General features: G+C 49.4%; 23 protein-coding genes, 1 other RNA gene and 1 pseudogene. 10 read left to right on the forward strand and 15 right to left on the reverse strand.

Features of this window, described 5'->3' with window-relative positions:
* Window position 1 precedes the first annotated feature (1 nt).
* Complete coding sequence (dinB, locus tag GXX34_08110) at window positions 2-1141, reverse strand: DNA polymerase IV (GenBank protein ID HHW07471.1); 1140 nt, start codon at window positions 1139-1141, stop codon at window positions 2-4.
* Window positions 1142-1155: 14 nt separating this feature from the next.
* A complete protein-coding gene (locus GXX34_08115; protein HHW07472.1) occupies window positions 1156-2202 on the reverse strand; it encodes a hypothetical protein in 1047 nt (348 codons plus the stop codon).
* A gap of 384 nt (window positions 2203-2586) precedes the next feature.
* Here GXX34_08115 and GXX34_08120 point away from each other — a divergent pair, with 384 nt between their 5' ends.
* The 3 genes from GXX34_08120 to nrfD are packed head-to-tail and all read left to right on the forward strand — an operon-like array spanning window position 2587 to window position 6117.
* Complete coding sequence (locus tag GXX34_08120) at window positions 2587-4143, forward strand: hydrogenase (GenBank protein ID HHW07473.1); 1557 nt, start codon at window positions 2587-2589, stop codon at window positions 4141-4143.
* 24 nt (window positions 4144-4167) lie between these two features.
* Window positions 4168-4944, forward strand: a complete 777-nt coding sequence (locus GXX34_08125; protein ID HHW07474.1) for a 4Fe-4S dicluster domain-containing protein — start codon at window positions 4168-4170, stop codon at window positions 4942-4944.
* Between the two features lie 3 nt (window positions 4945-4947).
* A complete protein-coding gene (nrfD, locus tag GXX34_08130; protein ID HHW07475.1) occupies window positions 4948-6117 on the forward strand; it encodes a polysulfide reductase NrfD in 1170 nt (389 codons plus the stop codon).
* A 46-nt stretch (window positions 6118-6163) separates the two neighbouring features.
* Here nrfD and GXX34_08135 read toward each other — a convergent pair whose 3' ends face one another.
* Together GXX34_08135 and GXX34_08140 are read right to left on the reverse strand one after the other, a co-directional pair.
* Complete coding sequence (locus GXX34_08135; protein ID HHW07476.1) at window positions 6164-6514, reverse strand: hypothetical protein; 351 nt, start codon at window positions 6512-6514, stop codon at window positions 6164-6166.
* Between the two features lie 169 nt (window positions 6515-6683).
* Entirely contained in the window at window positions 6684-7739 is a 1056-nt protein-coding gene (locus GXX34_08140) for a hypothetical protein (GenBank protein HHW07477.1), read from the reverse strand.
* A 441-nt stretch (window positions 7740-8180) separates the two neighbouring features.
* Here GXX34_08140 and GXX34_08145 point away from each other — a divergent pair, with 441 nt between their 5' ends.
* From GXX34_08145 to GXX34_08155, 3 genes are read left to right on the forward strand one after another with little or no spacing between them, the layout of a single operon-like run.
* Window positions 8181-8483, forward strand: coding sequence for a DUF3467 domain-containing protein (locus tag GXX34_08145; GenBank protein HHW07478.1), 303 nt, complete (start codon window positions 8181-8183; stop codon window positions 8481-8483).
* Between the two features lie 20 nt (window positions 8484-8503).
* Window positions 8504-8914 (forward strand): hypothetical protein, encoded by a 411-nt coding sequence (locus tag GXX34_08150; protein ID HHW07479.1) that lies wholly within the window; start codon window positions 8504-8506, stop codon window positions 8912-8914.
* The gene (locus GXX34_08155; protein ID HHW07480.1) at window positions 8871-9134 is read left to right on the forward strand and encodes a DUF2283 domain-containing protein; all 264 of its coding nucleotides are present in this window, start codon (window positions 8871-8873) and stop codon (window positions 9132-9134) included. Before GXX34_08150 ends, GXX34_08155 begins: the two co-directional genes overlap by 44 nt.
* Before the next feature lie 407 nt (window positions 9135-9541).
* Here the strand turns inward: GXX34_08155 and GXX34_08160 are convergent, their stop codons facing one another.
* From GXX34_08160 to GXX34_08170, 3 genes are all read right to left on the reverse strand, one after another.
* Window positions 9542-10756 carry an NADP-dependent isocitrate dehydrogenase gene (locus GXX34_08160; protein HHW07481.1) on the reverse strand — a complete coding sequence of 405 codons (1215 nt, stop codon included), beginning with the start codon at window positions 10754-10756 and terminating at the stop codon, window positions 9542-9544.
* A 191-nt stretch (window positions 10757-10947) separates the two neighbouring features.
* A complete protein-coding gene (locus GXX34_08165; GenBank protein ID HHW07482.1) occupies window positions 10948-11577 on the reverse strand; it encodes a TetR/AcrR family transcriptional regulator in 630 nt (209 codons plus the stop codon).
* A 120-nt stretch (window positions 11578-11697) separates the two neighbouring features.
* Window positions 11698-13314, reverse strand: coding sequence for a long-chain fatty acid--CoA ligase (locus GXX34_08170; protein ID HHW07483.1), 1617 nt, complete (start codon window positions 13312-13314; stop codon window positions 11698-11700).
* A 322-nt stretch (window positions 13315-13636) separates the two neighbouring features.
* Here GXX34_08170 and GXX34_08175 point away from each other — a divergent pair, with 322 nt between their 5' ends.
* The 3 genes from GXX34_08175 to ssrA all read left to right on the forward strand — a co-directional run bounded on the left by GXX34_08175 (window position 13637) and on the right by ssrA (window position 15361).
* The gene (locus GXX34_08175) at window positions 13637-14380 is read left to right on the forward strand and encodes an epoxyqueuosine reductase (GenBank protein ID HHW07484.1); all 744 of its coding nucleotides are present in this window, start codon (window positions 13637-13639) and stop codon (window positions 14378-14380) included.
* A gap of 85 nt (window positions 14381-14465) precedes the next feature.
* A complete protein-coding gene (smpB, locus tag GXX34_08180; GenBank protein ID HHW07485.1) occupies window positions 14466-14990 on the forward strand; it encodes an SsrA-binding protein SmpB in 525 nt (174 codons plus the stop codon).
* Between the two features lie 22 nt (window positions 14991-15012).
* Window positions 15013-15361, forward strand: a transfer-messenger RNA (tmRNA) gene (gene ssrA, locus GXX34_08185).
* A gap of 169 nt (window positions 15362-15530) precedes the next feature.
* Here ssrA and GXX34_08190 read toward each other — a convergent pair.
* A pseudogene (locus GXX34_08190) lies at window positions 15531-15764 on the reverse strand (transposase).
* Here GXX34_08190 and GXX34_08195 point away from each other — a divergent pair.
* Window positions 15747-16280: an ATP-binding protein gene (locus tag GXX34_08195; protein HHW07486.1), complete on the forward strand. Its 534-nt coding sequence runs from the start codon at window positions 15747-15749 to the stop codon at window positions 16278-16280. The pseudogene GXX34_08190 and the gene GXX34_08195 overlap by 18 nt on opposite strands.
* A 120-nt stretch (window positions 16281-16400) precedes the next feature.
* Here GXX34_08195 and GXX34_08200 read toward each other — a convergent pair whose 3' ends face one another.
* The 7 genes from GXX34_08200 to GXX34_08230 all read right to left on the reverse strand — a co-directional run bounded on the left by GXX34_08200 (window position 16401) and on the right by GXX34_08230 (window position 24195).
* Window positions 16401-16733, reverse strand: coding sequence for a hypothetical protein (locus tag GXX34_08200; protein ID HHW07487.1), 333 nt, complete (start codon window positions 16731-16733; stop codon window positions 16401-16403).
* A 14-nt stretch (window positions 16734-16747) separates the two neighbouring features.
* Window positions 16748-17518 carry a sulfite exporter TauE/SafE family protein gene (locus tag GXX34_08205; GenBank protein HHW07488.1) on the reverse strand — a complete coding sequence of 257 codons (771 nt, stop codon included), beginning with the start codon at window positions 17516-17518 and terminating at the stop codon, window positions 16748-16750.
* 88 nt (window positions 17519-17606) lie between these two features.
* Complete coding sequence (locus GXX34_08210; protein HHW07489.1) at window positions 17607-19256, reverse strand: sodium:solute symporter family protein; 1650 nt, start codon at window positions 19254-19256, stop codon at window positions 17607-17609.
* A 21-nt stretch (window positions 19257-19277) separates the two neighbouring features.
* A complete protein-coding gene (locus tag GXX34_08215) occupies window positions 19278-20150 on the reverse strand; it encodes a dihydropteroate synthase (GenBank protein ID HHW07490.1) in 873 nt (290 codons plus the stop codon).
* Between the two features lie 15 nt (window positions 20151-20165).
* Complete coding sequence (locus tag GXX34_08220; GenBank protein ID HHW07491.1) at window positions 20166-20804, reverse strand: cobalamin-binding protein; 639 nt, start codon at window positions 20802-20804, stop codon at window positions 20166-20168.
* Window positions 20805-20834: 30 nt separating this feature from the next.
* Window positions 20835-21890: a hypothetical protein gene (locus tag GXX34_08225; protein ID HHW07492.1), complete on the reverse strand. Its 1056-nt coding sequence runs from the start codon at window positions 21888-21890 to the stop codon at window positions 20835-20837.
* Between the two features lie 223 nt (window positions 21891-22113).
* A complete protein-coding gene (locus GXX34_08230; GenBank protein HHW07493.1) occupies window positions 22114-24195 on the reverse strand; it encodes a sigma 54-interacting transcriptional regulator in 2082 nt (693 codons plus the stop codon).
* Between the last annotated feature and the right edge of the window lie 286 nt (window positions 24196-24481).

Below are 24481 nucleotides of genomic sequence, written 5' to 3' on the forward strand. Positions count from 1 at the left end.
CTCAGGGCTTGAAAAGGCTGGACCTTTTAATAGTCCCTTTACCGTACTTATCATTAAGCTGGTCTACCAATTGGGCCAGCTTAATTTCTTTTTCTTTCCGGTCATCGAAGAGGCTGAGCTGCCTCCCCTGCTCCAGGTTGGAAACCTGGATTCCGACCAGGCGAATGGGAGCCAGGTTTTTCAAAGACAGGTAAAGTTCCCTGGCAGCGGCGAAGATATCTTGATCGGTATAGAATAAATCTTCCGAGGTACAGGACCTGGTAATGGTTTTAAAATCCGCATACCTGATTTTCAGGGTGACGGTCCTGGCCAAATGACCGGATTTTCTCAGCCGGTAACCTACTTCTGCACTCAAGCCGTTTAGAATCGACAGCACTTGTTTCTCATCCGTCACATCCTCCGGCAGGGTTTCCTCCCGGCCGATGGATTTCCGTTCCCGGTCCAGGACCAGAGGCCGGTCATCCCGCCAGTGGACGTAGTCATACATTTCTTCGCCCCAGCTGCCGAATTCCCGCAAGAACCATTCCCGGGGATAAGCAGCCAGCTGGGCGATGGTTTCAATCCCATAACCTTTCAGTTTCTCCGCCGTCTTTGGTCCGATGCCGGGAATGAGCCGGACGGAATGGCCGCCCAGTTTTTCCGGCGCTTCTTCGGGCCAAATGGCCAGGCAGCCGTCGGGCTTGGCCAGGCCGCTGCTGATTTTCGCCAGGAGCTTGTTGCTGCTCACCCCGATGGAAACAGCCAGGCCCAGCTCTTCTCGCACCGCTTTGCGGATGGACCGGGCCACGGCCAGGCCGGTGCCCCGGTTTACCTCTAAGTAGGCCTCGTCGATGGAAACCTCCTCTATAAGAGGGGTGAACCGCTGGTAAATGGCCACCACTTTCCGGGACATCTCCTTGTACCTCTTGAAGTTCACCGGCAGGAAGATCCCATGGGGGCACAGCTTCTTCGCCATGAACATAGGCATGGCGGACCGCACCCCATAGGCCCGGGCCTCATAGGAACAAGTTGACACCACGCCCCGGCCGCCGGGGTCCCCGCCCACGATCACCGGCTTACCTTTTAGCTGGGGATGATCCAATTGCTCCACCGAGGCAAAAAAAGCATCCAAATCACACAATAAGATGTCCCCGCGTTTCATGTCCATCACCATCTTTATTTTAACACTATTTGACAGCGCTGCAGCAAGTTTTCGCTCGTCGTCTTGATGTTGGTGATGGCTTGGGAAATATCACCGATGGCGCCTTTCTCCTGCATGGATAAGGTAGCGATATTCTCGATGTGCTCCTGATTCACCTTCATTTCGTGGGCCAGCTGTTCCAGGGCAGGTGCAATATCCCCCACCACTTGATGCATGTTATCCACATAGGACTTGATCCGGTCGGCGGAAGCCTGGCTGTCATTGGCCAGCTTCCTCACTTCCTGGGCCACGACGCCAAATCCCCTGCCTAAATCCCCGGCTCTTGCCGCCTCAATGGCCGCATTCAAAGCCAGCAGGTTGGTTTGCCTGGCAATGTTCCTAATGGTATCCATCACCGCATTGATGCTGTCGGCCGCTTTGACCAGTGAATCAGCAATGGTGTAAAGATGATTGATATTGGCCACGTCTTCCGCAATCTTGGTCACTACCGCCGTGACCGTGATACCCGTATTCTCAATGGATTTATCCATCTCCTGAATAGCTGCGGTGATTTCCTCAATCTGGTCATTCAAGTTTTGGGAAATCTGCTGGGTTTCGCTGACCAGGCGCTCATAGTTAACCCGCAAAACACCTTTGATGACTTCCTTTGTACTGTCATAAGTGGCAATTCTCCTGGCAGCGATGATCACTGCCTCTTTAGGCACATACCCATCGTACTTGACACGGAGCATCCCCTCGGGTCCTACCATGGTCTCCGCACCGGCTATGTACTTGGCCGCCGCCAATCCTGCCGCCACTTCCTCCTCCGGCATCTCATTGTAAGCGATGACTTCATATTTGAGATGGTCTAACCCCTTCTGGCGGCAATACTCGATGATTTTATTCCCCTGGGCGAAATTGTTGTTGAACACAACGACCGTGGCACCCGCCGGCAGCCTGGCCAGGGCCAGGTAGAAAGGAGTATCCGGAACCAGTTCCAGGGCGACTATTTTATCCCGGGGCACACCTTTTGAGACAACTTCATCCACTCTGGTGGGTAATGCCACAAATAAGTCCGCCATGGCGGGATCCTGTAAAGCTTTGACCGGGATGCCCCCGGCGGCGACTTCATCGCCGAAAATATCTTTGACCACGGCCAACAATTCCTGGGCGATAATTTCCGTGCTGCCTACCGTCATGACTCTTATTTTTGCTTCCATGCGGGTCACTCCCTAAATATTGTTGCAAAGCCTTACTTTTAATGAAAGTTCGCGATTGTGATGATTTTCCCTTTTCATTTTTATTAAGATTTGCGCAAACATTTTTTAGTTATTTGTTAGAATTGTTAGCATATGTTATGTATTTGTTATTTGTATCCTTACTAGAATCAGTATAAAATTATTCTTATAGTTTTTAATTTATAGCTAAGTTAAAAAAATTAAAAAAGTAAGGAGAGGAAGCATTGGATGAGCACACTCAAGGAGTTGGAAAAAGAGAAGCGGTTCACAAGAAGAAGTTTCCTCAAAATGCTGACCAGCGCAGGCATCATAGGCGCGACAGCATCTCTCACCGGTTGTACCATTGTCGATGATACGGCCGGCACCGGTTGGCTGCCGGAGCAATATGAGATTCCCGGATCTTGGCCCGTGCAAGTCAGGGGTCGGGTACCTTTAGACCCGCTGAATCCTTCTTTAATCAGAAATGACCAGAAATGCATTTTGTGCGGCCAGTGCTTGGAAGTCTGCCAACAGGTGCAAAGCGTGTTCGGCTATTACGACCTGCCGGTGTTCGATGATTTCGTTTGTGTCCACTGCGGCCAGTGCGCTTTATGGTGTCCCACCGCAGCTATCACCGAAAGAAACGATATAGCGAAAGTGAGGGAAGCGCTGGCGGATCCTGAAAAGATAGTGATAGTGCAGACCGCTCCTGCCACGCGGGTCGGTCTGGGCGAAGAATTCGGCCTACCGGCAGGTGCCTGGGTTGAAGGGCGGCAAGTGGCTGCTTTAAGGAGATTAGGGTTCGACTACGTCTTTGACACCAACTTCACCGCCGACCTGACCATTATGGAGGAAGGGACCGAACTCATCCAGCGGATGACCGGAAAAATCGACGCTCCCTTGCCGCAGTTTACCTCTTGCTGCCCGGGTTGGATTAAGTTTTTTGAATACTTCTACCCGGATCTGAAAGATCATATTTCATCTGCCAAGTCTCCTATGCAAATGGCCGGCGCGGTTATCAAGACACACTTTGCCAGCACGAAAAACATCGACCCGGGCAAAATCGTCAGCGTGGCCATCATGCCCTGCACGGCCAAGAAATTTGAGGCCCAACGGCCGGAATTCAATGCCAGCGGCAAGTACTGGGGCAAAGAAACCATCCGGGACGTGGATTACGTTTTGACCACCAGGGAACTGGCCCGCATGTTGAAAGAAGATGGCATTAACTTGCCTGAGCTACCCGAAGAAAAATATGATCCCCTCTTAGGAGAGGGTTCCGGTGCCGCATTGATCTTCGGCAACACCGGCGGGGTAATGGAAGCGGCGGTCCGCTCCGTATATTATTTATTAACCGGACATAAGGCTCCGGCCGAGCTGTTTGATTTCCAACCCGTTCGCGGCCTGCAAGGCATCAAGGAAGGGTCCGTTGATATTCCCGGTGTAGGTACATTGCGAGTAGCGGTGGTGCATGGATTGGGTAATGCCAGGGTAATATGCGAAAGCGCCTACAAAAACAACCTTCCCTACCATTTCATAGAAATTATGGCTTGCCCCGGCGGGTGCATCTCCGGCGGAGGTCAGCCTCGCACCAGCGTGCCGCCGGCAGATTACGTCCGCGAGCAACGGATGGCCAGCATGTATCAAAAGGACGAGGCTTACGTCTTAAGGGAGAGTTATGAAAACAAAGAGGTTTTAGAATTGTATCAAACATTCCTGCAGCATCCCATGAGCGAATTGGCCCACGAGCTCCTGCACACTGCTTACACCTCGCGGGCTGGAAAACTGACAGCTAAGAGGTTGGCTTAAGATCTGGAGACGGAGGTATAGGCAATGAGTAAAGGTGTGCTGGTAGATATTACTAAGTGCGTGGGTTGTGGCAGCTGCGCCGTGGCTTGCAAACTCTGGAACGATCTGAAATACAAAGAAGATGAGCCGGCTCAGGGGCCGGAAGCCAGGGCCACCAGCAATAACTGGACGACGGTCAACCACTACCAGGTGGAGAAGGACGATAAAGTGGTTTGGCGGTTTGTGAAAAGGCAATGCTTTCATTGCCTCGAACCCGCTTGCGCTTCTGTCTGTTTTTCCAAAGCCTTAAGCCGCAGCGAAGGAGGACCGGTGGTATACCATCCCGAGCTGTGCGTAGGGTGCCGCTATTGTATCCTGGCTTGTCCTTTTGAGGTCCCCAAATACCAGTGGGACAAGATGCTGCCCGCCGTCACCAAATGTCAAATGTGTGACACCAGGGTAGCCCACGGGGAGGCTCCCGCCTGCACCACTGTTTGTCCCACCGGGGCCTTGACTTTCGGCGAGCGGGATGCACTGCTGCAGCAAGCGAAAGAAACCATCAACAGTGACCACAAATATGTGAAGCATATTTACGGGGAAACGGAAGCGGGGGGCACCGGCTGGCTGTATCTCTCCGATGTACCCTTTGAGGAACTGGGCATGAACACCCAAGTACCCAACACGGCCCTGCCCAGCTTTACCCATGAGTATCTCAAATGGACGCCGGCGGTATTCTTAGGCGGGGGTGCTCTTTTCACGGCACTGAATATTTACACCAAGCGGCGGCTGGAAAATGAAGAGAAAAACAGCAAGGGGGAGTGAAGCATGCCAACCCATAGGTGGAGTTTCCAATTAACGACCTTTAGAAAACTCTTAATTGCTTTAACTGTCATCGGCCTGGTTATGATCTTTTATCGCCTCTATGTGGGGCTGGGAGGTGCTACTAACCTCAACGATCAATGGCCTTGGGGATTGTGGATTGGCGTGGACCTGTCAGCTATCGCCCTGGCAGGGACCGGGTTCAGTGTGGCCGTCTTGGCTAATATCCTGAACATTAAAAAGTATAAAACCGTCGTGCGGCATTCTTTGTTGATCTCCTTCTTGACCTATATCTTTGTGTTAGCCGTATTGATTATTGAAATCGGCCGGTGGGATAATTTCTGGCGTCCCTTTGTCTCCTGGGGCTATCATTCCCCCATGTTTGAAGTCTTCATGTGTGTTGCCGGTTATACATTGATGCAGTTGATTGAGTTTGCCGAAATCGTCACGGAAAAAATCGGCCAAAAGTGGCATAAGCTCATCTCCATCCTTATGCCGGCGGTGATCATCATTGCGGCCCTTTTGCCTTTTGGTCACCAGGCCTCCCTAGGCGCCATTTACCTCATTATGGCGGGGAAACTGGATCCCCTCTGGTTCTCCCCTCTCTTACCCTGGTTTTTCCTGATTTCCTCCTTCTTTGTGGGACCGGCGGTCATCTCCCTGGAGACGCTGCGGGTAAACAAAAAGTACAGTTTGCGTTTCGATGATGCCGTCATCAAAAGCCTGCTGCGGGTTTCCGGCTACATTATGCTTGGTTATCTCGTTTTAAAGATCTATGACCTGGCCGGGCGGGGTATGCTAGGCAGGGTCTTTGCCGGCACCCTTGAAGGGAATATGCTGCTGTTGGAGCTGGCCGTCGGTGTGATCATTCCCATCATCATCTGCTTCACTCCTTGGCTCAACAGCCGGCCGGGGCAAATCGCTTTTTGCGCGGCCGCCATCGCCGGGGTGGTCTTAAGCCGCGTGAACGTGGTCTTTACCGGCATGTATCGCACTTTGGGACCCGGATACGTCCCTTCCTGGATGGAATGGGTGATCACCGTCAGCCTGTTTGCGCTGGTCCTCTTGGTTTACTTGTTTGTCATTGAAAACTTCAATATCTTCACCCAATGGGAGAAAAAAGATACCGGCGCCAGAGATGTCAAGCTGCCGGTTTCCCCCAAGGTGGCCGAGTAATTCAAAAATAAGGGCTGCCGGGAGTTTTCCCGGTAGCCCTTCATGGTTATCGGAGGTTCTCCGCCAATCGCTTGGCGATTTCTTTTAAGAAGCCCTCGGTGTTGACCACCGTGATATTGTCCATCTCCGCCAGGGCGGCTAAGTCCTTGGTCATGATGCCTTCCTCAATGGTTTGAATGGAGGCTTTCTCTAAAGCACCGGCAAAGGTTACCAGATCCGGTAGGTTGTCCAGCTCTCCCCTTTTGCGCAGAGCACCGGTCCAGGCAAAGATGGTAGCCATGGAATTGGTGGAGGTCTCTTCCCCTTGCAAGTGCTTGTAATAGTGCCTGGTCACGGTGCCGTGGGCCGCTTCGTATTCAAAATGGCCCTCGGGGGACACCAGCACCGAGGTCATCATGGCCAAGCTGCCGAACGCCGCCACCCGGACAGGGGTTCGACTCCCCTCGCCTCCACCAGACAGAAAGAGCCATCTGTTGAACAATAATCAATAGATGGCCTCACATGGTAGATCACGATGGCATCCGTTCTTGGATGCCGTGTTTCATGCTCGCAAACAACTAGCCGGTTTACACTTCCCGCATGCGTACTGCCACTTCTCTGTTAATGCGCCCCAGTACCGTCACGAGACTCAGTTCGCTCTTTTTCTTTTTCAGACTATCCGCTAGTCGCCCGGCGACATGACAAGCAGAAGTTAAGATAATTCTCGGTACTGGGACCGCTTCAACATCACCGAGGCTGGGAACGTGGTAATCAAAAAGCAGCTCTTGGCTGAAAGTTCGAAGGATACTGGTTGGTAGACCATCAATAAGTATACGCTCCCTTTCCAGCACCAGTTCCTCCACTTCTTTGAGCACCGGCCAAAACAGAGGTGACTTGCCGGCATTATGTCCTCGGACTTCCAATAAGTTCTTAGCTACCAAAAGGGTAACCACTTCATGAGCAACAGCCACCCGCACATTATGTTTTTCAATCCGCTGCAGACCAAAATAATGATTGAACTCCTTGTTCACTTCCCGCTCCAGTTGCTGACGCAGTTCATGGAGTTCCGTCTCGTGAACCCTGTCTCCTTCAGCTAGTTGCAGCTCTTTTAGGTCTTGCCAGGACCGGATCAACACCGCTTTTCTCTTTCCACCGGATTCTTGGCACACGGCAGCCAAAGCTACTACTTCTACCTCTTCTAATTGGGGCACTGGAACCGTCAATTTGGTTATGCAAGTAGGCAGATCATACTGGCTAAAATAATCCAAAACAGCATCGAAGACAGGATCTCCATAGGAAGCAAAATGTACCTTAGCAGTACCGTCAGCCAAGCCTTCTTCGTAAAGTTCCCGTGAAATTGTTAACACAACGTCGGCAGCCACTCCCGGTACACCCGATATTTTCAAACCTTGACGGCCGTTTTGTCCGATTATTTCACACCCCAAGGAACGTAGATGCTCCGATTCCACCAGCGTGGTCCAAATATCTTCCAGCGTAACCGGTGATGAAATGCCGTCAATCGCTTTACTCATCCTTTGATAAATCTCGTACAATTCCCCAGCGCTGAGCTCCATACTTTCGGTACGTTGTCGTTGGGCGACCAATCGTTCCCTGGCTCTGGCCTCCAATTCTTCCGGTGTCAAAATACCTTCAGCCAGTTGGCGAAAATCTTCCGGTTCTACAGGAAGCAGGGATATTTGCTGGGTTCCGACAATGAGACTAGCTTCTGAGAGCCTTTTCAGCAGTCTATTGTAGACAATTTCTTCCGCTACCAGGTAAATCCATTCTTACCGTCTTAACCAGCCAATCTAGGTATATTGTTTGTTCTTCGCTAAACGCTGAAGATTTCCTTTACATGCCTTATGAGGCGGGTGTACTAAACGCACAAAAAACGCGTACAGCTAAACTGGGAACAAGCCATTTTCCACGAACACCAACTACATGTTACGAAATAACCCGTAAACAACGGCATTTATAGCTCTTTACGGCGATTAATATATGAAGGAGTTTCCTATTTTTTGTAGAAAATTGTAATCCATCTAATACCTCAAATGGAAAAAGAATAAACAAAGGAGGTTATCCCAATGGAACACGAAAAGCAATGCTTTTCACCTATAACAGATGAAAGGTCATGTTTCTCAGTGTATTGCAACTCCTTAAGTGTAGGGTTCAGCCTCTATGACTTTGAAATAATTCTTAGGGAAAAATTCAACAACAACGAAAAACAGCTAGGAATAATAAAAATGAGTCCTCAGCATGCAAAAGTCTTCGCCCAAATCTTAAATGATAACATAGCTGTGTACGAAAACATTTTTGGTCCCATACCTGAACCGAAAGAAGAGAAGCTGCGGGAAGCTCAAGAGAAAGGAGAAATCAACATTGGCTAACCTTAAAGGTGAAGAATAAGATGAACATTGGCAACAAACCCGAAATCATCTTTAGCACTACTGATCCGTTAGGTCGAACAGTTCAGCTAAAAGCCACCACATGGTATAATCATATTACCGGAGGGCATCATAAACGTATAGAATTGGTTGGTCAGGAAAATACTGTTAAAGAAGTAATAGAAGACCCCGCATTCATATTGCCAAACAACCCTGAGGATGTCTCAGATACGCGCCAGAAATACGTAGATTTAGTTACTCTTCCTCATCTTAAAAGACTTACATATCTCGTTGTGGTCGTAGATTATAATACAACTGATGGTAGCGGTGATGTCGTAACTGTCATCCCCAAAAAGAAAATTCAGGAATCAGTAGAAGGAGGGATAATCTATGTTCGCGCAAAAATTGGCAAGAGTGGAAGGGATCGAGTTTAGTTATGATTATTTGCATGATGTTCTTTACATCTACTTTGGCGAACCTAGGCCTTCCTTCTCTGAAGAAATAGCTCCTGGTTTTTTCATCAGCCTCTCCGAGGATGATGAGACACTCACAGGAATTATAATTATTGACTACAAAAAGAGAGATAAAGATTTCCTAGCTGCCAAAGCACCGATTAGTATTGACTTCGACAGAATTAATGCTATGCTTCATTAGGCCACCAAGTCGGCAGCCGTGTTTTCCGGCCTGGCTGTTGACATCCGAAAGCATTTGACTCTCTGGCGCTAAAATGATACCGGTGAGTCTGTGCACGTGAAGTCAAACGAATTGAGAATTTGAGATCGTGAGAAATCACATCATTGCTCAGCATGCTAGTTCGCATCACAAGAACTGGCATCGTTATGCCACCCATGAGCTGGTTCTTAACACCTTTGCGATGATCCTGACCATAAGACCTGCTACTTGGTTTCCATACCTACGCTGGCAACCATCCAGTCTTCTGTTAAACATCATCGACAAGGTCTAGACAGCTTGATAGCAAGACTCAAGCTTCTGCAACAGACACCCTCCCAAGTAAGCAATAAAATGGGGCTGCCGGGAGTTTTCCCGGTAGCCCTTCATGGTTATCGGAGGTTCTCCGCCAACCGCTTGGCGATTTCTTTTAAGAAGCCCTCCGTATTGACTACCTTGATATCGTCTATCTCCGCCAAAGCGGCCAAATCTTTCGTCATAACCCCTTCTTCTATGGTTTGAATGGAGGCTTTCTCTAAAGCACCGGCGAAGGTTACCAGATCCGGTAGGTTGTCCAGCTCTCCCCGCTTGCGCAGAGCACCGGTCCAGGCAAAGATGGTGGCCATGGAATTGGTCGAAGTTTCCTCCCCTTTTAGATGTCTGTAATAGTGCCTGGTCACGGTGCCGTGGGCCGCTTCGTATTCAAAATGGCCCTCGGGGGACACCAGCACCGAGGTCATCATGGCCAGGCTGCCGAACGCCGCCGCAATCATGTCGGACATCACGTCCCCGTCATAGTTCTTGCAGGCCCAGATGAAACCGCCTTCGGAACGCATGACCCGGGCCACCGCATCGTCGATGAGGGTGTAGAAATACTCCAGCTTGGCCGCCTCAAATTTGTCCTGGAACTCCCGCTCGAAGACTTCCTGGAAAATGTCCTTAAAGGAATGGTCATACACTTTGGAAATGGTGTCCTTGGTAGCGAACCACAGGTCCTGCTTGATATCCAACGCATAATTAAAACACGCCCGGGCAAAGCTCCGGATGGAGCTGTCCAGGTTATGCATCCCCAGGATGACACCGCTTTCCGCAAATTCATGTATGATCTGCCGGGACGTGTCCCCATCCGCCGCGGTAAACACCAGTTCCGCCTTGCCGGGCTTGTCCACCCGGTACTCCACATCCTTATAAACATCACCGTAGGCATGGCGGGCAATGGTAATCGGTTTCCGCCAGGTTTTGACCAAAGGCTTGATGTGCTTCACCACAATGGGGGTGCGGAACACGGTCCCGTCCAGGATGGCGCGGATGGTGCCGTTGGGGCTTTTCCACATCTTTTTCAGCTTGTATTCTTCCACCCGCTGGGCATTGGGGGTAATGGTGGCGCATTTCACCGCCACCCCCAGTCTCTTGGTGGCCAGGGCCGCCTCAATGGTCACCTGATCCTCGGTGGCATCCCGGTTGGGCAGCCCTAAATCGTAATATTCCGTTTTCAGCTCTATGTAAGGCTCCAAAAGGATTTCCTTGATTTTTTGCCAGATAATCCTGGTCATTTCGTCCCCGTCCATCTCCACCAGCGGGGTTTTCATCGTGATTTTCTCCGGCATGGCCAAATCCCCTTTCCCTATCCAAGTTCTTGTACTTAGTATAGTTTAGCATAAAACCCTGGACAACCAAAGGCAAATGTCAAAACAAAAGGGCGAACCATGGAAGCAGGAACTTCAACCGCTCCCCCACCCCCGTGGCAAATGCTGCCGGAACCCGTGGAACCCGGCCGGCGTTTAAACTCCCTTCATGCTCAGGCGGAATAGGGCGACTGCAAGAAGTATGACCGGTACGAGGGGTTTTGCTTGGCTTCCTCCGTCAAAAGGGCGTGGAAAATAAAATCTATGTAGCGATCCCGCAGCTCCTCAATGGACAAATCACCCTCCGGGTCATACCAGATGTACAGCCAGTTCACCATGCCGAAAATCATGAAAGCCACGATGGGCAGGGGCTCCAGGGGCCGGAACTCCTTCTTGGCCACTCCTTCCGCCAGGACATCCGTGAGAATCCGGTAATACAAATCCCGCTTCTGCCGCATCTTCTGGTAGTACTCCGGCGCCAGGTAGTGGTTTTCCTGGTACATGACCACCACGGCGTCATTATACCGGTAGAAGGTACTCATGAAACCGGAAATGATGCCGTGGAGTTTCTCCACGGGGGTCTTGCCGGGCTGGAGTACCTCCTGGGCCTTTTCCAACACATAATCCATGATAAATTCATTGATAGCAAACAACAGCTCATCCTTGGCAGTAAAGTAATGATAAAAACAGCCGTTGGAAACATCGGCCTCCTTAATGATGTTGCGCACGGAAACCTGGTGAAAGCCCCGCTCTTTAAACAGCTTGACGGCAGCTTGGATAATCCTGGTTCTCCTGTCTTGCATGTTCTTGCCTCCCCGGCTTGAAGCCTGCTCCGCAGTGGGCTGAAAAATAAGAGTCTCGCTAGAGTTATTATAACACTCTATTGAGACTCGTACCTGAAAATTTTGAAAATTGGATCTATTTTAGCTGACTTTCACTTTGTCGCGGATTTGTTCACGCAGGGCGCGCTTGAGCATTTTACCTACGGAGCTCTTGGGAATTTCATCCATGAAGATAATGGCATCCGGGAGCCACCATTTGGCAAATTTGGGTCTTAGGAACTCAATCAGATCCTTGTCCGATACTTTGCCTTTATACTCTTCTTTCAAAACAACACAAGCTACCGGCCTCTCATCCCATTTTTCACTGGGCACGGCCACCACGGCAGCCTCGAAAACGGCTTCATGGGCCATGAGGGCATTCTCCAGATCCACCGAGGAGATCCATTCCCCACCGCTCTTAATCAGGTCTTTGGTCCTGTCCACCAGTTTGACAAAGCCTTCTTGGTCCACAGTAGCGATGTCCCCGGTGTGGAGCCAACCGTCCTTAAAGGTATCGCCGGACCGCTCGTCGTTGTAGTACCCGTCGGCAATCCACGGGCCTCTCAGGAGGAGTTCACCCATTTCCTTACCGTCCCAAGCTACGTCTCCATTAGCACCTACAACCCGCATTTCCAGCCCGGGCACCAGTAAGCCTTGCTTCGCCTTGAAAGTGTACTTCTCATCCTGAGGCAGGTTCTCCTGGTGCCTCTTTAAGCGAGAAACCGTCACCACCGGCGTGGTTTCCGTCATACCGTAGGCATGGATGAAGGGGATCTTATGCTTTTCTTCATAAGCCTTAATCAAGGACACCGGCGCAGCGGAACCGCCGCAGACCACGGCCCGCAGACTGCTCATATCCCGGCCGCCCTTTTCGATCTCCTGCAGCAGGCCCAGCCAGATGGTAGGTACACCGGCGGTAAAGGTCACTTTCTCCTGCTCAATCAGATCGGCCAGGATCTTCGGGGTAAACTGCGGCCCCGGGAAAACTTGCTTGGTACCGAACCAGGTGGCGGCATAGGGCATACCCCAGGCGTTGACATGGAACATGGGCACCACGGGCATGCACACGTCTTTTTCCGATAGGGCCAGTGTATCCGCTAACCCCAGGCACAGGCTGTGGAGGAAGAGCGCACGGTGAGTGTAGACAACTCCTTTGGGGTTTCCTGTGGTCGCCGAGGTGAAACACATACCGGCAGGGGAAAATTCGTCGATGTCCTTTCTGAAAGGGAAAGTGGGGTCTCCTTGGGCGAGCAGTTTTTCATAAGAGTACAAAGGCTGGCCGGATGTTTCCGGTAACTCTTCTTGGTCGGTCATCAGGATGAAATGCCGCACGGTAGTAAGCCGGTCTTTAATCTTTTCAATAATAGGCAATAAGTCCTCATCAATGAATAGAGCTTTGTTGCCCGCGTGATTGATGATGTAAACGATATGGTCCGGTGATAAGCGGATATTAACCATGTGCAAAACGGCTCCGATACCAGGCACGGCAAAATAAGCTTCCAGGTGGCGGTGCTGGTTCCAGGCAAAGGTGGCTACCCGGTCCCCGGGCTCAATACCCAGCTTTACCAGAGCGCTGGCCAGCCGCCTGGTTCTCTCGCCTACTTCCTTGTAAGTTAACCGGTGCATTTTGGTCAAGGTGCGAGAGACCACTTCTTTGTGGGGAAAGAGTTTTTCGGCCCTTTCCAACATGGTGCTGATGTTGAGGGGGACTCTCATCATTTTGTGCATCTCCTCCTTTTCTCTTGTTAGACCGACCGATCGGTCTATTTTTACAGAATCGTATAATAATTCTGACATCCAGTCAATACCCAACTCCTTATCTTTGCCGCGCCACTTCACCCCGGATGTTGTATAATAAGGGAGTACGAGCCCCGACCGGTAATACCGGAAGGGAGCAATGGCGCAGTCTACGCCTGCACCCCCGGTAACCCATCACCGGCCGCCGGCGCCATCGATCCAGCCTTTGGCAGGTTTCTCAGCCACCACCTTGCCGGCGGCTTTGTGGGGTGCCTGCCTGCATTTTTGACGTGAGGTGATGCCTATGGATTTGGCTGTCCCCATTACAAACCGGATCAAAGAACTGGTATCCCAGGCGCAGGGATCCACCCCCTACCGCGAGCCCCTGGTGGGTTTTGCCGCCGCCCGGGATCCCTTATTCCATGAACTGAAAGAGGTCATCGGCCCCCACCACTTGCTGCCGGAAGACTTGCTGCCGGGAGCAAAAACGGTGGTAGCCTTTTTCATCCCCTTCGGGAAGGAAGTGATCGCCGCCCAGCGCCGGGCGGCAGGAGTAGCCCGGGAATGGGCCGTCGCCTATGTGGAAACCAACCGTTTAATCGGGGACATCTGCCGGGAGATGCAGGAATGGCTCGGGCAGGAAGGCGTCGGAGCCGCTTTCCAGAAAGCCACCCATAACTTCGACCCGGTCAGTTTAAAGGCGGTCTGGTCCCATAAAAGCGCCGCCGTAATTGCCGGGCTGGGACGGTTTGGCCACCACCGGCAGGTCATCACGGGGAAAGGCTGTGCCGGCCGTTTCGGCAGCTTCGTGATAGATGCGGGCATTCCCCCTTCCCCGCGGCCGCAGGACGAATTCTGCCTTTTCAAGAAGGAAAGTCAGTGCTTGTATTGCGTCAAAGCTTGTCCCGCCGGTGCCCTGACGGAGCAGGGTTTGGATAAGCAAGCATGTTACGGGCGGCTTCTGGAAGTCGCGAAAACGTTTCAAGACCTCGGGCTCTGTGATGTATGCGGCAAGTGTTCCCTGGGCCCCTGCGCCTATTACCAGTAGCGGGTAAATGAACCAGGTTGACAGGAGAACCAGTTGTGTTATAATAAAGGTGCACTTGAAGCCATAGATTGAGCAGGACCCTTGGATGCTTTCGGAGCAGCACAAGGGTTGTTTTATCTCAGCGGAGGGAAACGAAGTGACCGGCAAGGGAATAAAAGTCGTCACCGAGAACCGGAAAGCAAGACACGATTATTTTATCGAGGAAACCTATGAAGCCGGCATCGCCTTAACGGGCACCGAGGTGAAATCCCTCCGGCTGGGGAGAGCCAACCTGCAGGACAGTTTTGCCAGGGTGGAAAACGGCGAAGTGTTTCTTTACAACATGCATATCAGCCCTTATGATCAGGGCAACCGCTTTAATCATGACCCCAAGAGAGTCAGGAAACTGTTGATGCACAAATCCGAAATTCGCCGTTTGATTGGCAAGACGCAGGAGAAAGGGCTGACCCTGGTGCCTTTGAAAGTCTATTTCAACCCCAGGGGCTTGGCCAAACTGGAACTGGCCTTGGCCCGCGGTAAGAAGCTCTATGATAAGCGAGACGCCATGGCGGAAAGAGACGCCAAGCGGGAAATGGCCAAAGCCCTGCGGGAGAAGCAAAAGCTGGGTTAATAGTGTATAATGATAATAGTATGGGGGCGTACTGGTTTCGACGGGGGAATGTATTGGCAAAAGTAGCCAGGCGGGGTCCCACTAGCCCGTAACACGGTGGACCAACATTAAGTGCCAAAGAAAATTACGCTTTAGCTGCTTAATTCAGCTAACCTCCTACCTTCGCTCTCCCGCGGCGTAGGATAGGGGGCCGACCAGCGGGATACTTCAGGCCCACGATCCGCTAAGCCTGGGGGAAAACCAGCGGATTAGTCGGAAGTAGATCCTGTCCTTGGGAGCTATTTCCGGCGAAAGTAAAACAAGGACTATCCTGGTAGAAGCTTTTGTGGGTACTCCTTCGGACAGGGGTTCGACTCCCCTCGCCTCCACCAGACATAGAAGGGGCGTGTCGCAAAACGTTAAATCAAGAACGCAGGGCGACACGCCCTTCTTAGTGATCGAAAACTGATTTTGATGGTCTTATATGTCATTCCGTCCCAATTTTGGGCACAGCAAAGCTAGGGAAGGCTCTTTCCTTGAAAATGACTTTTCATTTATCCGCTAAACAGCCTTAAGAATGTGCAGGTATGCTCCACAGCGGTTGGTCTGGATCTTGCTGTGGAGTTTGTTTATGTTAAAGGCAATCGCCAACAAGAAGAGCTCGATTTGCACTTTTGCCTGGCCTCGCATGAGAAAACGGCGAAATCCCATGTCATGTTTAAGTACCCCAATGGCGCCTTCAACTTGGATGGAGCAATTGACTCGCAATAGAATACCTTGGAAGAGTTTGACTCTTCCTCTCAACCCAGTATTGAGGAACGGCTTATCCGGGAACCGGCCGGCTCGACCTTTGTGGGAAGACATGAGAACGTACTGTTTCTCGGACCACCGGGAGTGGGCAAGACGCATCTGGCGGTAGCCATTGCCATGGAGGCTATTGCCCAAGGGTTATCCGTATATTTTGTCTCTCTCCCCCAACTGGAAAACGACTTATGCAAAGCATATGAGGAAAACCGTTTGGACAAGCGGATGAGAATATATCTAAGACCTCGGTTGTTTATCGTGGATGGGGTTGGCTCTCTTCCTCTCGACCCGCTGGCCGCGAATCTGTTTTTCCAGTTGGTTCCGGCTAGGTATGAACAAGGGAGCTTCATCTTGACCAGCAACAAGAGCTTTGGCGAGTGGGGCGAATTGCTGGGCGACCCAGTTCTGGCAACAGCCGTATTGGACAGGCTGTCGCACCACTGTCACGTGATAAACATCCGGGGCAACAGCTACCGATTAAAGGACAAGCTCGAGACCGGAATTTAGGCGACGCCAAGCGCACAGGTGGGTCAAAATTAGTCCGGCGCTAATGGGTCAAATCAATTCCGGCGTTGACAACACTTTGGGATAATGAAAATGTCTCCTGCCATAAGAAGTCCATAAGAATTAGACTAGATTGTCGATTTTTTCTACGTTGATAGATGCTTCTTGCGGCAAAGCCAATCCTGCCGCCACTTCTATAGTCTTAAGAATACCCGATAATCCCGGACAACTGGGGTGGGGAATCGTCTTGGCAAACAGCTGGAAAACCTCTCCTTGGCCTAAAGGTGAAAAAAGCTCTTTAAAGGCATCGGCTTGTTGCAGGCTTTCGGACAGTTTTTGATAATTGCCGCAATTGCTCTTAATTTCTAATTTGACCTCACCCCGTCCTTTGGCTTCTGCCAACACTTCAACATAATGCCCGCAAATGCCACAATCAATCCTTCCTTTAACCACCATTACACCACCTTTTTTTATTTAAATACATCAGTCCACAATTTGAGGGATGACAAGGCCACCACGCAAGTCATCATCCAATGGAGTACCTGAACGGGAGCCCGATGGGATACCCTCGAACCCAACTGGGCTGCAGGTACGGAGCCGAGGACTAACGCCACTCCCAGCAACCAAACCATCTGTCCGCTGGCAATTTTGCCGATCATGCTCATCAATGAAGTCAACAACACAATGCCCAAGGTAGAGCCAATAGTCACCCGCAACGGTATATTTAAAATATACACACAAACCGGTACAAAAATAAAAGCGCCGGGAGCTCCGATCATACCTCCTATGAAGCCAATTATAGCAGCTAACGAAGAAGCCAAAAAGGGATTAAAATCAAGTTCCTTTTCATCATTTTCGAGTACTTTTTTGGGCACAAACATAAGGAAAGTAGCAACGGTGGAAATGCCGGCAAAAATCGCTAAGAGTATTTTCGGATTGACGTATTGGGAAAGGAAAGCCCCGCCGAATCCGGCTACTGCCGCCGGCAACCCCATGGTTTTGATCACTTTCATGCTGAAAGCTCTTCTTTTGCGATGAGCGATCGCACCAGAAGCTGCACTGGCGAACACCTGTAAAGTACTGATGGCAGCTACCGTTTTCATATCCAGTGGAGCCAGGTGAAATAAGGGAGGCACATATAAAAGAAGAGGTATCATCAAAATGGCGCCTCCCAGGCCTAGCAAACCTGAAAAAAATCCTCCCAGCATCCCTAAGACGAATAACAAACCGAAATATTCCATCATATCCCATACCCCCTGCCAGACAAGTATCTCTATAAGTGAATGACCCTTGTGCCTGCAACACAAGGGTCAATTGATGGTTTTTTGCTTATTTACCGATGCTGCCGGTGTCCATATCCATTTCTTTGGCTGTCGATATACAGCTTCCCTCCGCCAGCTGGACAAAACTGATCAAAACTATCCAAACCAGGAATACCAGTATGAACAGGAACATGCCTAATAACCCTTTGTCAAACAGCCAGGCGTAATCTAGTGCTATCAAAAAGAGTAAGGCTATCGCCATCAATGCACTCCCAAAACCGATGAGCCGTTTCGTACCCGATACATTAGTGCTAAATTTGAGATTGCCGATGCGGCCCACCAGGCTAAATACCACTAGACTTGCAATATTAAAAATCATTCCTACCCAGACAGGGTGAGTATTAAGGTAGAAGTTTTCTGCTGACCAGTTGCCTAGGCTGTTCCACACTAAGCCGCTGGTAAATCCAAGTACCATGGCTGCTAAAACCCCCTTGCGGGTGGCCACCGGCCAGGCCAGGGCAGCTAATACAGGTGCAAAAGTGGCTCCGTTACGAGCTGTCCAGGCAAAAACATTCCACCAAGCTGCGTTTTCCGCCCGCAAGAACCCGTAAACCACCATGAGAACAGTTAAAATCACCAGGGATATTTTGGTCCACTTAACTTGGGTTTCAGGACTGACCTGGGGATAAATGGCTTTGCCAAAATCCTTGCCCAGAGAAGTAGCGCCGGAAAACTGGCAAGGTGCACCCCAGCCTAAAGCCGCCGCCCAAATCCCCAGGGTGAATACGCCTACCATCCAAGGAGGCAATGTTCCCATCAAATACGTGGGTACCGCTACCAGACCCCTACTGATACCTGGAGTAACTGCAGCCGCCGACAGACCAATAACTACAGCCATAATAATGAAAATCGCATTAAAGCCTGCCGCAATATATAGCCCTTTCCTCCCTTCTTCCGGGGTTTTACAAGACAGAGCCATCTGGAAAGCTGCTTGAGCAACCAGCACATTTACCCAGAACGTACCAAACCAAGCCATGATCATCTGCAAACCTACATGGTCCAGGTCAAACATTTCCGGCTGCGTCAGCTTCAAATGGGCCAGCCCCTCAAGACCGGGGCTGGCAAGAACGGCAATAATGCCCACAACAAACATGGCGAAAAAAGCAATAGAATTGGCTGTCTGGGTAAACGCAATCGACCACATGCCTCCTGCTTGTAAATAGACCAAAAGCAACACTGCCGTTACCGTCACCGAAGCCATTAAAGACAAGCCCGTCAGTACATGCAGAGCAGAGGCAAAGGCCAAAGCTGTAGCCACTGACCACATAGGAAAAGTAACCGCAGTGATGAAACCAGCGATGCCTAGAGCCGCCCGGCCGTATGTATCCCCTATTAAACCGGAAATAGTCACGAGCAGCTTTTCCCTAAAAGAGCCTAGCAGCACAATGGCGATGATTAAGATATGGGTCAATTCTGCCACTCCATACCAGACAGCCGATATTCCTTTGAGATAAGTGAGTTCCAAGATGGAAATATAAGTAGATCCGGCAAACAAACCGGTGATCATGAACGCCACGGTCCAGCGGTTGAACTGTCTTCCTCCAACAAAAAAACCTTCACTCTGGGAGACTCTTTTCCTAGCAACCATCCCAGCGCCAATTAAGAGCATAGTATAAAGAAGGGCAATGCCTAACATCCAATATCCATAGGCATTCATCGATTTCGATTCCCCCTTTATTCAGGATGCATTGCCCGAATGTAGCTCAGAATATTCACGGTAGTCATTTAAATAGTTTAGCCCCCACTGGTCCTTACCCAACAGCAAATCTGCCCCTTTCACCGTCCGCCGCATGCCTTCCGCGGTCGGATCCATAATAACACACGTTAACCCGGCCTTGATGGCCATGGCCAGCATGGTTCGGGTGATACTGGGCCTGTCTGGTAAACCGAAAGAGACATTGCTCACTCCCAAAATAATGTTCGTACCCAGCTCAGCAACCACTTTTTCAATGGTTTTCAGTGTCACCAGAGCTGCTTGTGGATCTGAACTGACTGTCATAGTTACACAATCAATAATCACATCAGAGCGTTCGATTCCCATTTGTTCAGCCCGTTCAACTATTTTGGAGGCAATCGCCAATCTTTTGTCAGGGTTAGGAGCAATCCCGTCTTCATCCATGACTAATCCCACTACTGCCGCTCCGTGCTCCTTTACCACCGGCAGGATGGATACCAGGGATTTTTCTTCCCCTGTTACTGAGTTCACCAACGCTTTTCCTTCGTAAACTTCTAAAGCTGCGGCCAGAGCACGTGGATGGCTAGAATCGATACATAACGGTACATCGACAGTCTCTGCAACTAGTTTGACTACCTTCGGCAATAACGAAACTTCATCGGCACCGGCTACCCCTACGTTTATATCCAAAGCATCAGCACCATATTTTACCTGGTTAATGGCTTCTCGTTTAACCAGTTCAAAATCGCCAGCCAGTAAAGCTTCGCCGAGTTTTTTCTTACCAGTAGGGTTAATGCGTTCTCCGATAATTGCCACCGGCAAATCATGGCCAATGGTAAGTACTTTGTTCTTACTCCGAATTTCTGTGTAGACCAAGTTTTCCTCCCCCTTTTAAGCAACTCCTAATAATTGACGCGCCGCCTCTACAGCAGCGGTCGCATCCCTACCGAAGGCATCTGCACCAATTTGTTTAGCCCAATCCTCGGTAACCGGGGCGCCGCCCACCATAATTTTGACAGAATCCCTCAAACCCGCATTCTGGATTGCTTTGATAGTCTCTTCCACCCAGTGAAGAGTAGAAGTAATTAAACTGGACATACCTACAATTTGGGGTTGATGCTTCTCAATAGCAGCCACAAAACTCTCAGGAGAGACATTCACTCCCAAATCCACTACCTCAAATCCAGCTCCCTCCAGCATCATAACCACCAAGTTCTTGCCAATATCATGGAGATCATCTTTAACAGTGCCTATCACTACTTTCCCTTTGGTTTCTGTCTGCCGCTGGCTTAAAATGGGCCGCAGTACGTCCAATCCTTCGTGGGTGGCCTTTGCAGCGATCAGGACCTCTGGGATAAAAATCTCATTATTCTTAAATTTCACTCCAATGACATTCATTCCCTCAATTAATCCCTCATTCAGAATGCGGTCTGGTTCTATTCCTTCATCTAAAGCTTGTTGACAAAGCTTTCTTACCTCTGCCGGTTTGTAAGCGAGCACCGCATTTTTGATGTTCTCGAGCAATTGCATTGCCATTCCTCCTTACCTAGTTAATATGGATTAAAGACCAGCTTTAATCAGCTCGGCGCTGTATTCCCTCGCAGTATTCACCATAGCCCTAATGTTTGCATCAGGCGTCCCATAATCAACCCCCACAGCATCGATCGACAGCTTATCAAGCGGGCCACCAGTATCGATAATTTTGCGCACGTCGTCGGCTATTTCCTCCGCAGTGCATTTGTACAAACGCACCGGATCAATCCTAGCATTGATGTACACATCCGGCATGAGTTCCCTCACTCGGCCCAAATCAGAATTAGGCCCTACCTCGAGAAATTCCAGATTCTTGATTTTGCTATAACCCTCCACAACATTATTCACCGAACCGCAATGGTGAATGCCAAAGGGCCGCATCGCCTCCGCCAGTCTCTGCTCATAAGGTAGGACAAATCTTTCGTAAGCTTCATTGGAAATCTGAGCTACGGTACAGTTGGGCAGCACATACATTTCCGGTGGAGCCATCGGGGTTACTGACGACGCTAGGGTACCGGTTCTTTTCCGGACATATGTAGCTAGACGTATGATGCTTTCCAAACATATTTTCATCAGCTTGTGTACCAGCTGAGGATTTTCATAGAAGTCGAGATACAGCTGGTCGCCCCTGATTTTTAAAGCCAGATTTAGAATACCGGTAGTATTGATGTTACCTGTAACCCGACCATATTTCTCCTCAAGATAATCCATTTGCCGAATAATCTCGGTCATGGGATAACTGTTTTCAATATCCGGTACCGTCAGTTTTTCAATTTCTTTTTCCGACAAGTTGGCAGGATTAGCCCACGGTAATGCATCATCGAAAAAGGTAATTTCACAGCCGAACATTTCGGGCAATAGCACCATACCGTAATCAATAAACGGATTGGGTTCCGGATTAGGATTGCCCATACCCAAATCGCCAAAACGTTCATAGAGAATCTTTTGCTGCTTCAGGTTAGCTTCTACCCGGTAGTCTGGGTCATGGTAATACTGCTTGTTATATGAGATACCATAATTACGCCACCACCAGCTGGCGTACATGCTCACACTCACCGGAATATGCTTGATTTTCCGGCTCATATCTAGTCCCCCTTCCAGTTTTTGATGACTATGACCAGCAACTTCTGTGCCAAAGTCTAAAACGCGCCATTTCAATAGGTGCAAAAAAAATAGCGGAACAATTGAGTTCCACTATGGTCTATAATTGGATTATAAATTCTGAAAAATCTGTATAATCTTGCTTGCTGGCGGTGCTGGTACTCCCAAATTCCGGGTGGAACTGAAAAGTTCCACTATATTATTCCTATAAGTCATAATGCTTACGTTTTCGTATAACGGTCGTATGGGTTATCCCTAACAGTTCAGCAGTCTGACGGGTGCTCATCCCTTTCTCCAGCGCTTTCTTCAGCAGCGCCTTTTCCATTAGCTCTAGACCCTCCTGCCAGGAGACTATTTCTTTGATCCTAATCTCTACTGTTTGAGCGTTTTTTTCTCCTTGCCCCAAATGCTCCGGCAAATGCGAAGCATCGATTACTTCACCCTGGCTTAATATTACAGCTCTCTCAACGATATTTTCCAATTCCCGCACATTGCCCGGCCATGAATAGCGCTCGAATATTTTATAAACCTCAGGGCTGATCACTTTATTTTTTCCATACTGGCTATTATATTTGGCCAGGAAGTGGTTGGCGAGGGGCACGATGTCTTCCGGCCGCTTTCTTAGAGGGGGAATTTCTATTTGCACCACATTCAAGCGGTAAAACAAATCCTCTCGAAATTCCTGCCTTGCCACCATTTCCTTTAGGTTCCGGTTGGTGGCAGCAATAATCCGCACATTCAATTTAACCGGTTCAACTCCTCCTACCCGGTAAATCACCTTGTCCTGCAGGGCTCGCAAAAGCTTTACTTGCAAGTTCAAAGGTAATTCACCAATCTCGTCCAAAAACAACGTGCCTCCATCAGCTGCTTCCATTAAGCCTATTTTCCCTGTTTTTCTAGCCCCAGTAAAGGCTCCTTTCTCATAACCGAAGAGTTCAGACTCCAGTAATGTCTCGGGAATGGCACCGCAGTTCACGGTAATAAAAGGACCACCTTGCCTATCACTTAAGCTATGAATGGTTTTAGCTACTACCTCTTTACCGACCCCTGACTCGCCGGTGATCAAAACCGTGGAATCCACTTTTGACACTCTCACCACCAGCTCCATAACAGAGTACATAGCTGGGCTTTTAGTAATGATTTTATCGGTTAAAATTTTGGATCTCAGTTCTTTAAGCTCTTCCGAAAACCGCTGCTTTTCCTCCTCCACATGGGCTACTTGGGATTTCAAGCAATTAAGTTCAGTCATGTCTCTCAGGTTGAAAATGACCTGAACTAGCTGGTTTTCATTATCAAAACAAGGGTTGCCGGTAATTACCACTTCCTGCCCACTTTGTAAAATACACGCCCTGGTCGATGACTGTTTTGAAATTTTGATGATTTTGACCATATCCGCTAGCTGGTGAGCCAGTTCTGAGTTTAGTTCGTTCAGGGAAACACATGGAGAACATGTTTCCTGTATTAGTTCCAATGCACTACGATTTGCTCTCAGTACCTTTTGCTGGCTATCCACCACTATGATGCCGTCATAAGAGGATTCAATAATATTGTCCAATTGGTCTTTCAGTTCCCGTACCCTGGAAAGCTCTAGAATTAGGTTTTCCATTTCTGATAAGTCCTGCAGCACTATGACAGCCCCGACAACTGCCCGCCCACTCATAATGGGGGTTGCATTAGCCGCCACGTGTCTGCCGTTTATTTCAATTTTAAATCCTAAACGAGGCGTGCCTTTTAGCACCTCTTTCCATCCTTGGAAAGGGACTATTTCCGCTATAGGCTTACCCGTTACTTCCTGAGTTCTTAACCCTAACAGTTTTTCTGCGCCTTTATTAAACAAATAGATATGACCCCCACTATCATAAGCAATGATAGCGTGGCTAACAGACTGCAGCACCACATTTAATTCGTTTTTTGTTTCTTCCCATGAGCGGTAGACCCTTTTTATCAACTCGACTTTGGAAAGGATACCCGACAATCGATTGTTCTGATCTATGACTAGCAGCCGCTCCATTTCTGGGATTTGAGCGATATATTCCAAGTCTGTATCTTCTGAAATTATACCTGGAGGATCATCCATGTACGCTTCGATTTTTTCTTCCTTGGGAATGTCGTACAATAAGCAACTCAATATCTTTGAAGAAGTAATAATACCTACGACGTTTCCCTTGTAGTCCACTACAGGAGCACAGTTAACATCTGCTTTGAGAAACAGCTTTCCCACTTCGGAAATGGTGTTATCAGGCCGCACCGTGGCAGGATTACAAAGCATAACTTGTTTTGCTTTCACCTAAAATCCCCCTCCTGGCCAGAAATCCACACAATCAATTTGCATAGCAAACTCCATGCCTAAGAACAATTAACTTCACCCTTTTGTCATTGACCTTTTTATCCTCTCTCCAACAAAAAGAAATATTCCAAACTAATCCAGCTAAACAGAGCTTCCTATGCTGTTAATGGCCATGATAAAATCGACATAAATGGTCACGAAAAACCCGCAAAACCGGTCATTTAGAAAAGGAAAAAAGCTCGTTCCCTACAACATTTTCATTGGAACCAAAACATTAAAGAAGGGA

The organism is Clostridia bacterium (genome assembly GCA_012840125.1).
Classification (GTDB): domain Bacteria; phylum Bacillota; class DULZ01; order DULZ01; family DULZ01; genus DULZ01.

What these genes read in the sequence shown, in the direction of transcription:
- GXX34_08170 (HHW07483.1), bottom strand. Translation starts at nt 13,314, where the DNA reads ATGATGAGAGTCCCCCTCAACATCAGCACCATGTTGGAAAGGGCCGAA.
- GXX34_08160 (HHW07481.1), bottom strand. Translation starts at nt 10,756, where the DNA reads ATGCCGGAGAAAATCACGATGAAAACCCCGCTGGTGGAGATGGACGGG.
- GXX34_08200 (HHW07487.1), bottom strand. Translation starts at nt 16,733, where the DNA reads ATGGTGGTTAAAGGAAGGATTGATTGTGGCATTTGCGGGCATTATGTT.
- GXX34_08165 (HHW07482.1), bottom strand. Translation starts at nt 11,577, where the DNA reads ATGCAAGACAGGAGAACCAGGATTATCCAAGCTGCCGTCAAGCTGTTT.
- GXX34_08135 (HHW07476.1), bottom strand. Translation starts at nt 6,514, where the DNA reads ATGATGACCTCGGTGCTGGTGTCCCCCGAGGGCCATTTTGAATACGAA.
- GXX34_08145 (HHW07478.1), top strand. Translation starts at nt 8,181, where the DNA reads ATGGAACACGAAAAGCAATGCTTTTCACCTATAACAGATGAAAGGTCA.
- GXX34_08120 (HHW07473.1), top strand. Translation starts at nt 2,587, where the DNA reads ATGAGCACACTCAAGGAGTTGGAAAAAGAGAAGCGGTTCACAAGAAGA.
- nrfD (HHW07475.1), top strand. Translation starts at nt 4,948, where the DNA reads ATGCCAACCCATAGGTGGAGTTTCCAATTAACGACCTTTAGAAAACTC.
- GXX34_08125 (HHW07474.1), top strand. Translation starts at nt 4,168, where the DNA reads ATGAGTAAAGGTGTGCTGGTAGATATTACTAAGTGCGTGGGTTGTGGC.
- GXX34_08150 (HHW07479.1), top strand. Translation starts at nt 8,504, where the DNA reads ATGAACATTGGCAACAAACCCGAAATCATCTTTAGCACTACTGATCCG.
- smpB (HHW07485.1), top strand. Translation starts at nt 14,466, where the DNA reads ATGCTTTCGGAGCAGCACAAGGGTTGTTTTATCTCAGCGGAGGGAAAC.
- dinB (HHW07471.1), bottom strand. Translation starts at nt 1,141, where the DNA reads ATGAAACGCGGGGACATCTTATTGTGTGATTTGGATGCTTTTTTTGCC.
- GXX34_08210 (HHW07489.1), bottom strand. Translation starts at nt 19,256, where the DNA reads ATGAATGCCTATGGATATTGGATGTTAGGCATTGCCCTTCTTTATACT.
- GXX34_08205 (HHW07488.1), bottom strand. Translation starts at nt 17,518, where the DNA reads ATGGAATATTTCGGTTTGTTATTCGTCTTAGGGATGCTGGGAGGATTT.
- GXX34_08220 (HHW07491.1), bottom strand. Translation starts at nt 20,804, where the DNA reads ATGCAATTGCTCGAGAACATCAAAAATGCGGTGCTCGCTTACAAACCG.
- GXX34_08155 (HHW07480.1), top strand. Translation starts at nt 8,871, where the DNA reads ATGTTCGCGCAAAAATTGGCAAGAGTGGAAGGGATCGAGTTTAGTTAT.
- GXX34_08175 (HHW07484.1), top strand. Translation starts at nt 13,637, where the DNA reads ATGGATTTGGCTGTCCCCATTACAAACCGGATCAAAGAACTGGTATCC.
- GXX34_08115 (HHW07472.1), bottom strand. Translation starts at nt 2,202, where the DNA reads ATGGCGGACTTATTTGTGGCATTACCCACCAGAGTGGATGAAGTTGTC.
- GXX34_08225 (HHW07492.1), bottom strand. Translation starts at nt 21,890, where the DNA reads ATGAGCCGGAAAATCAAGCATATTCCGGTGAGTGTGAGCATGTACGCC.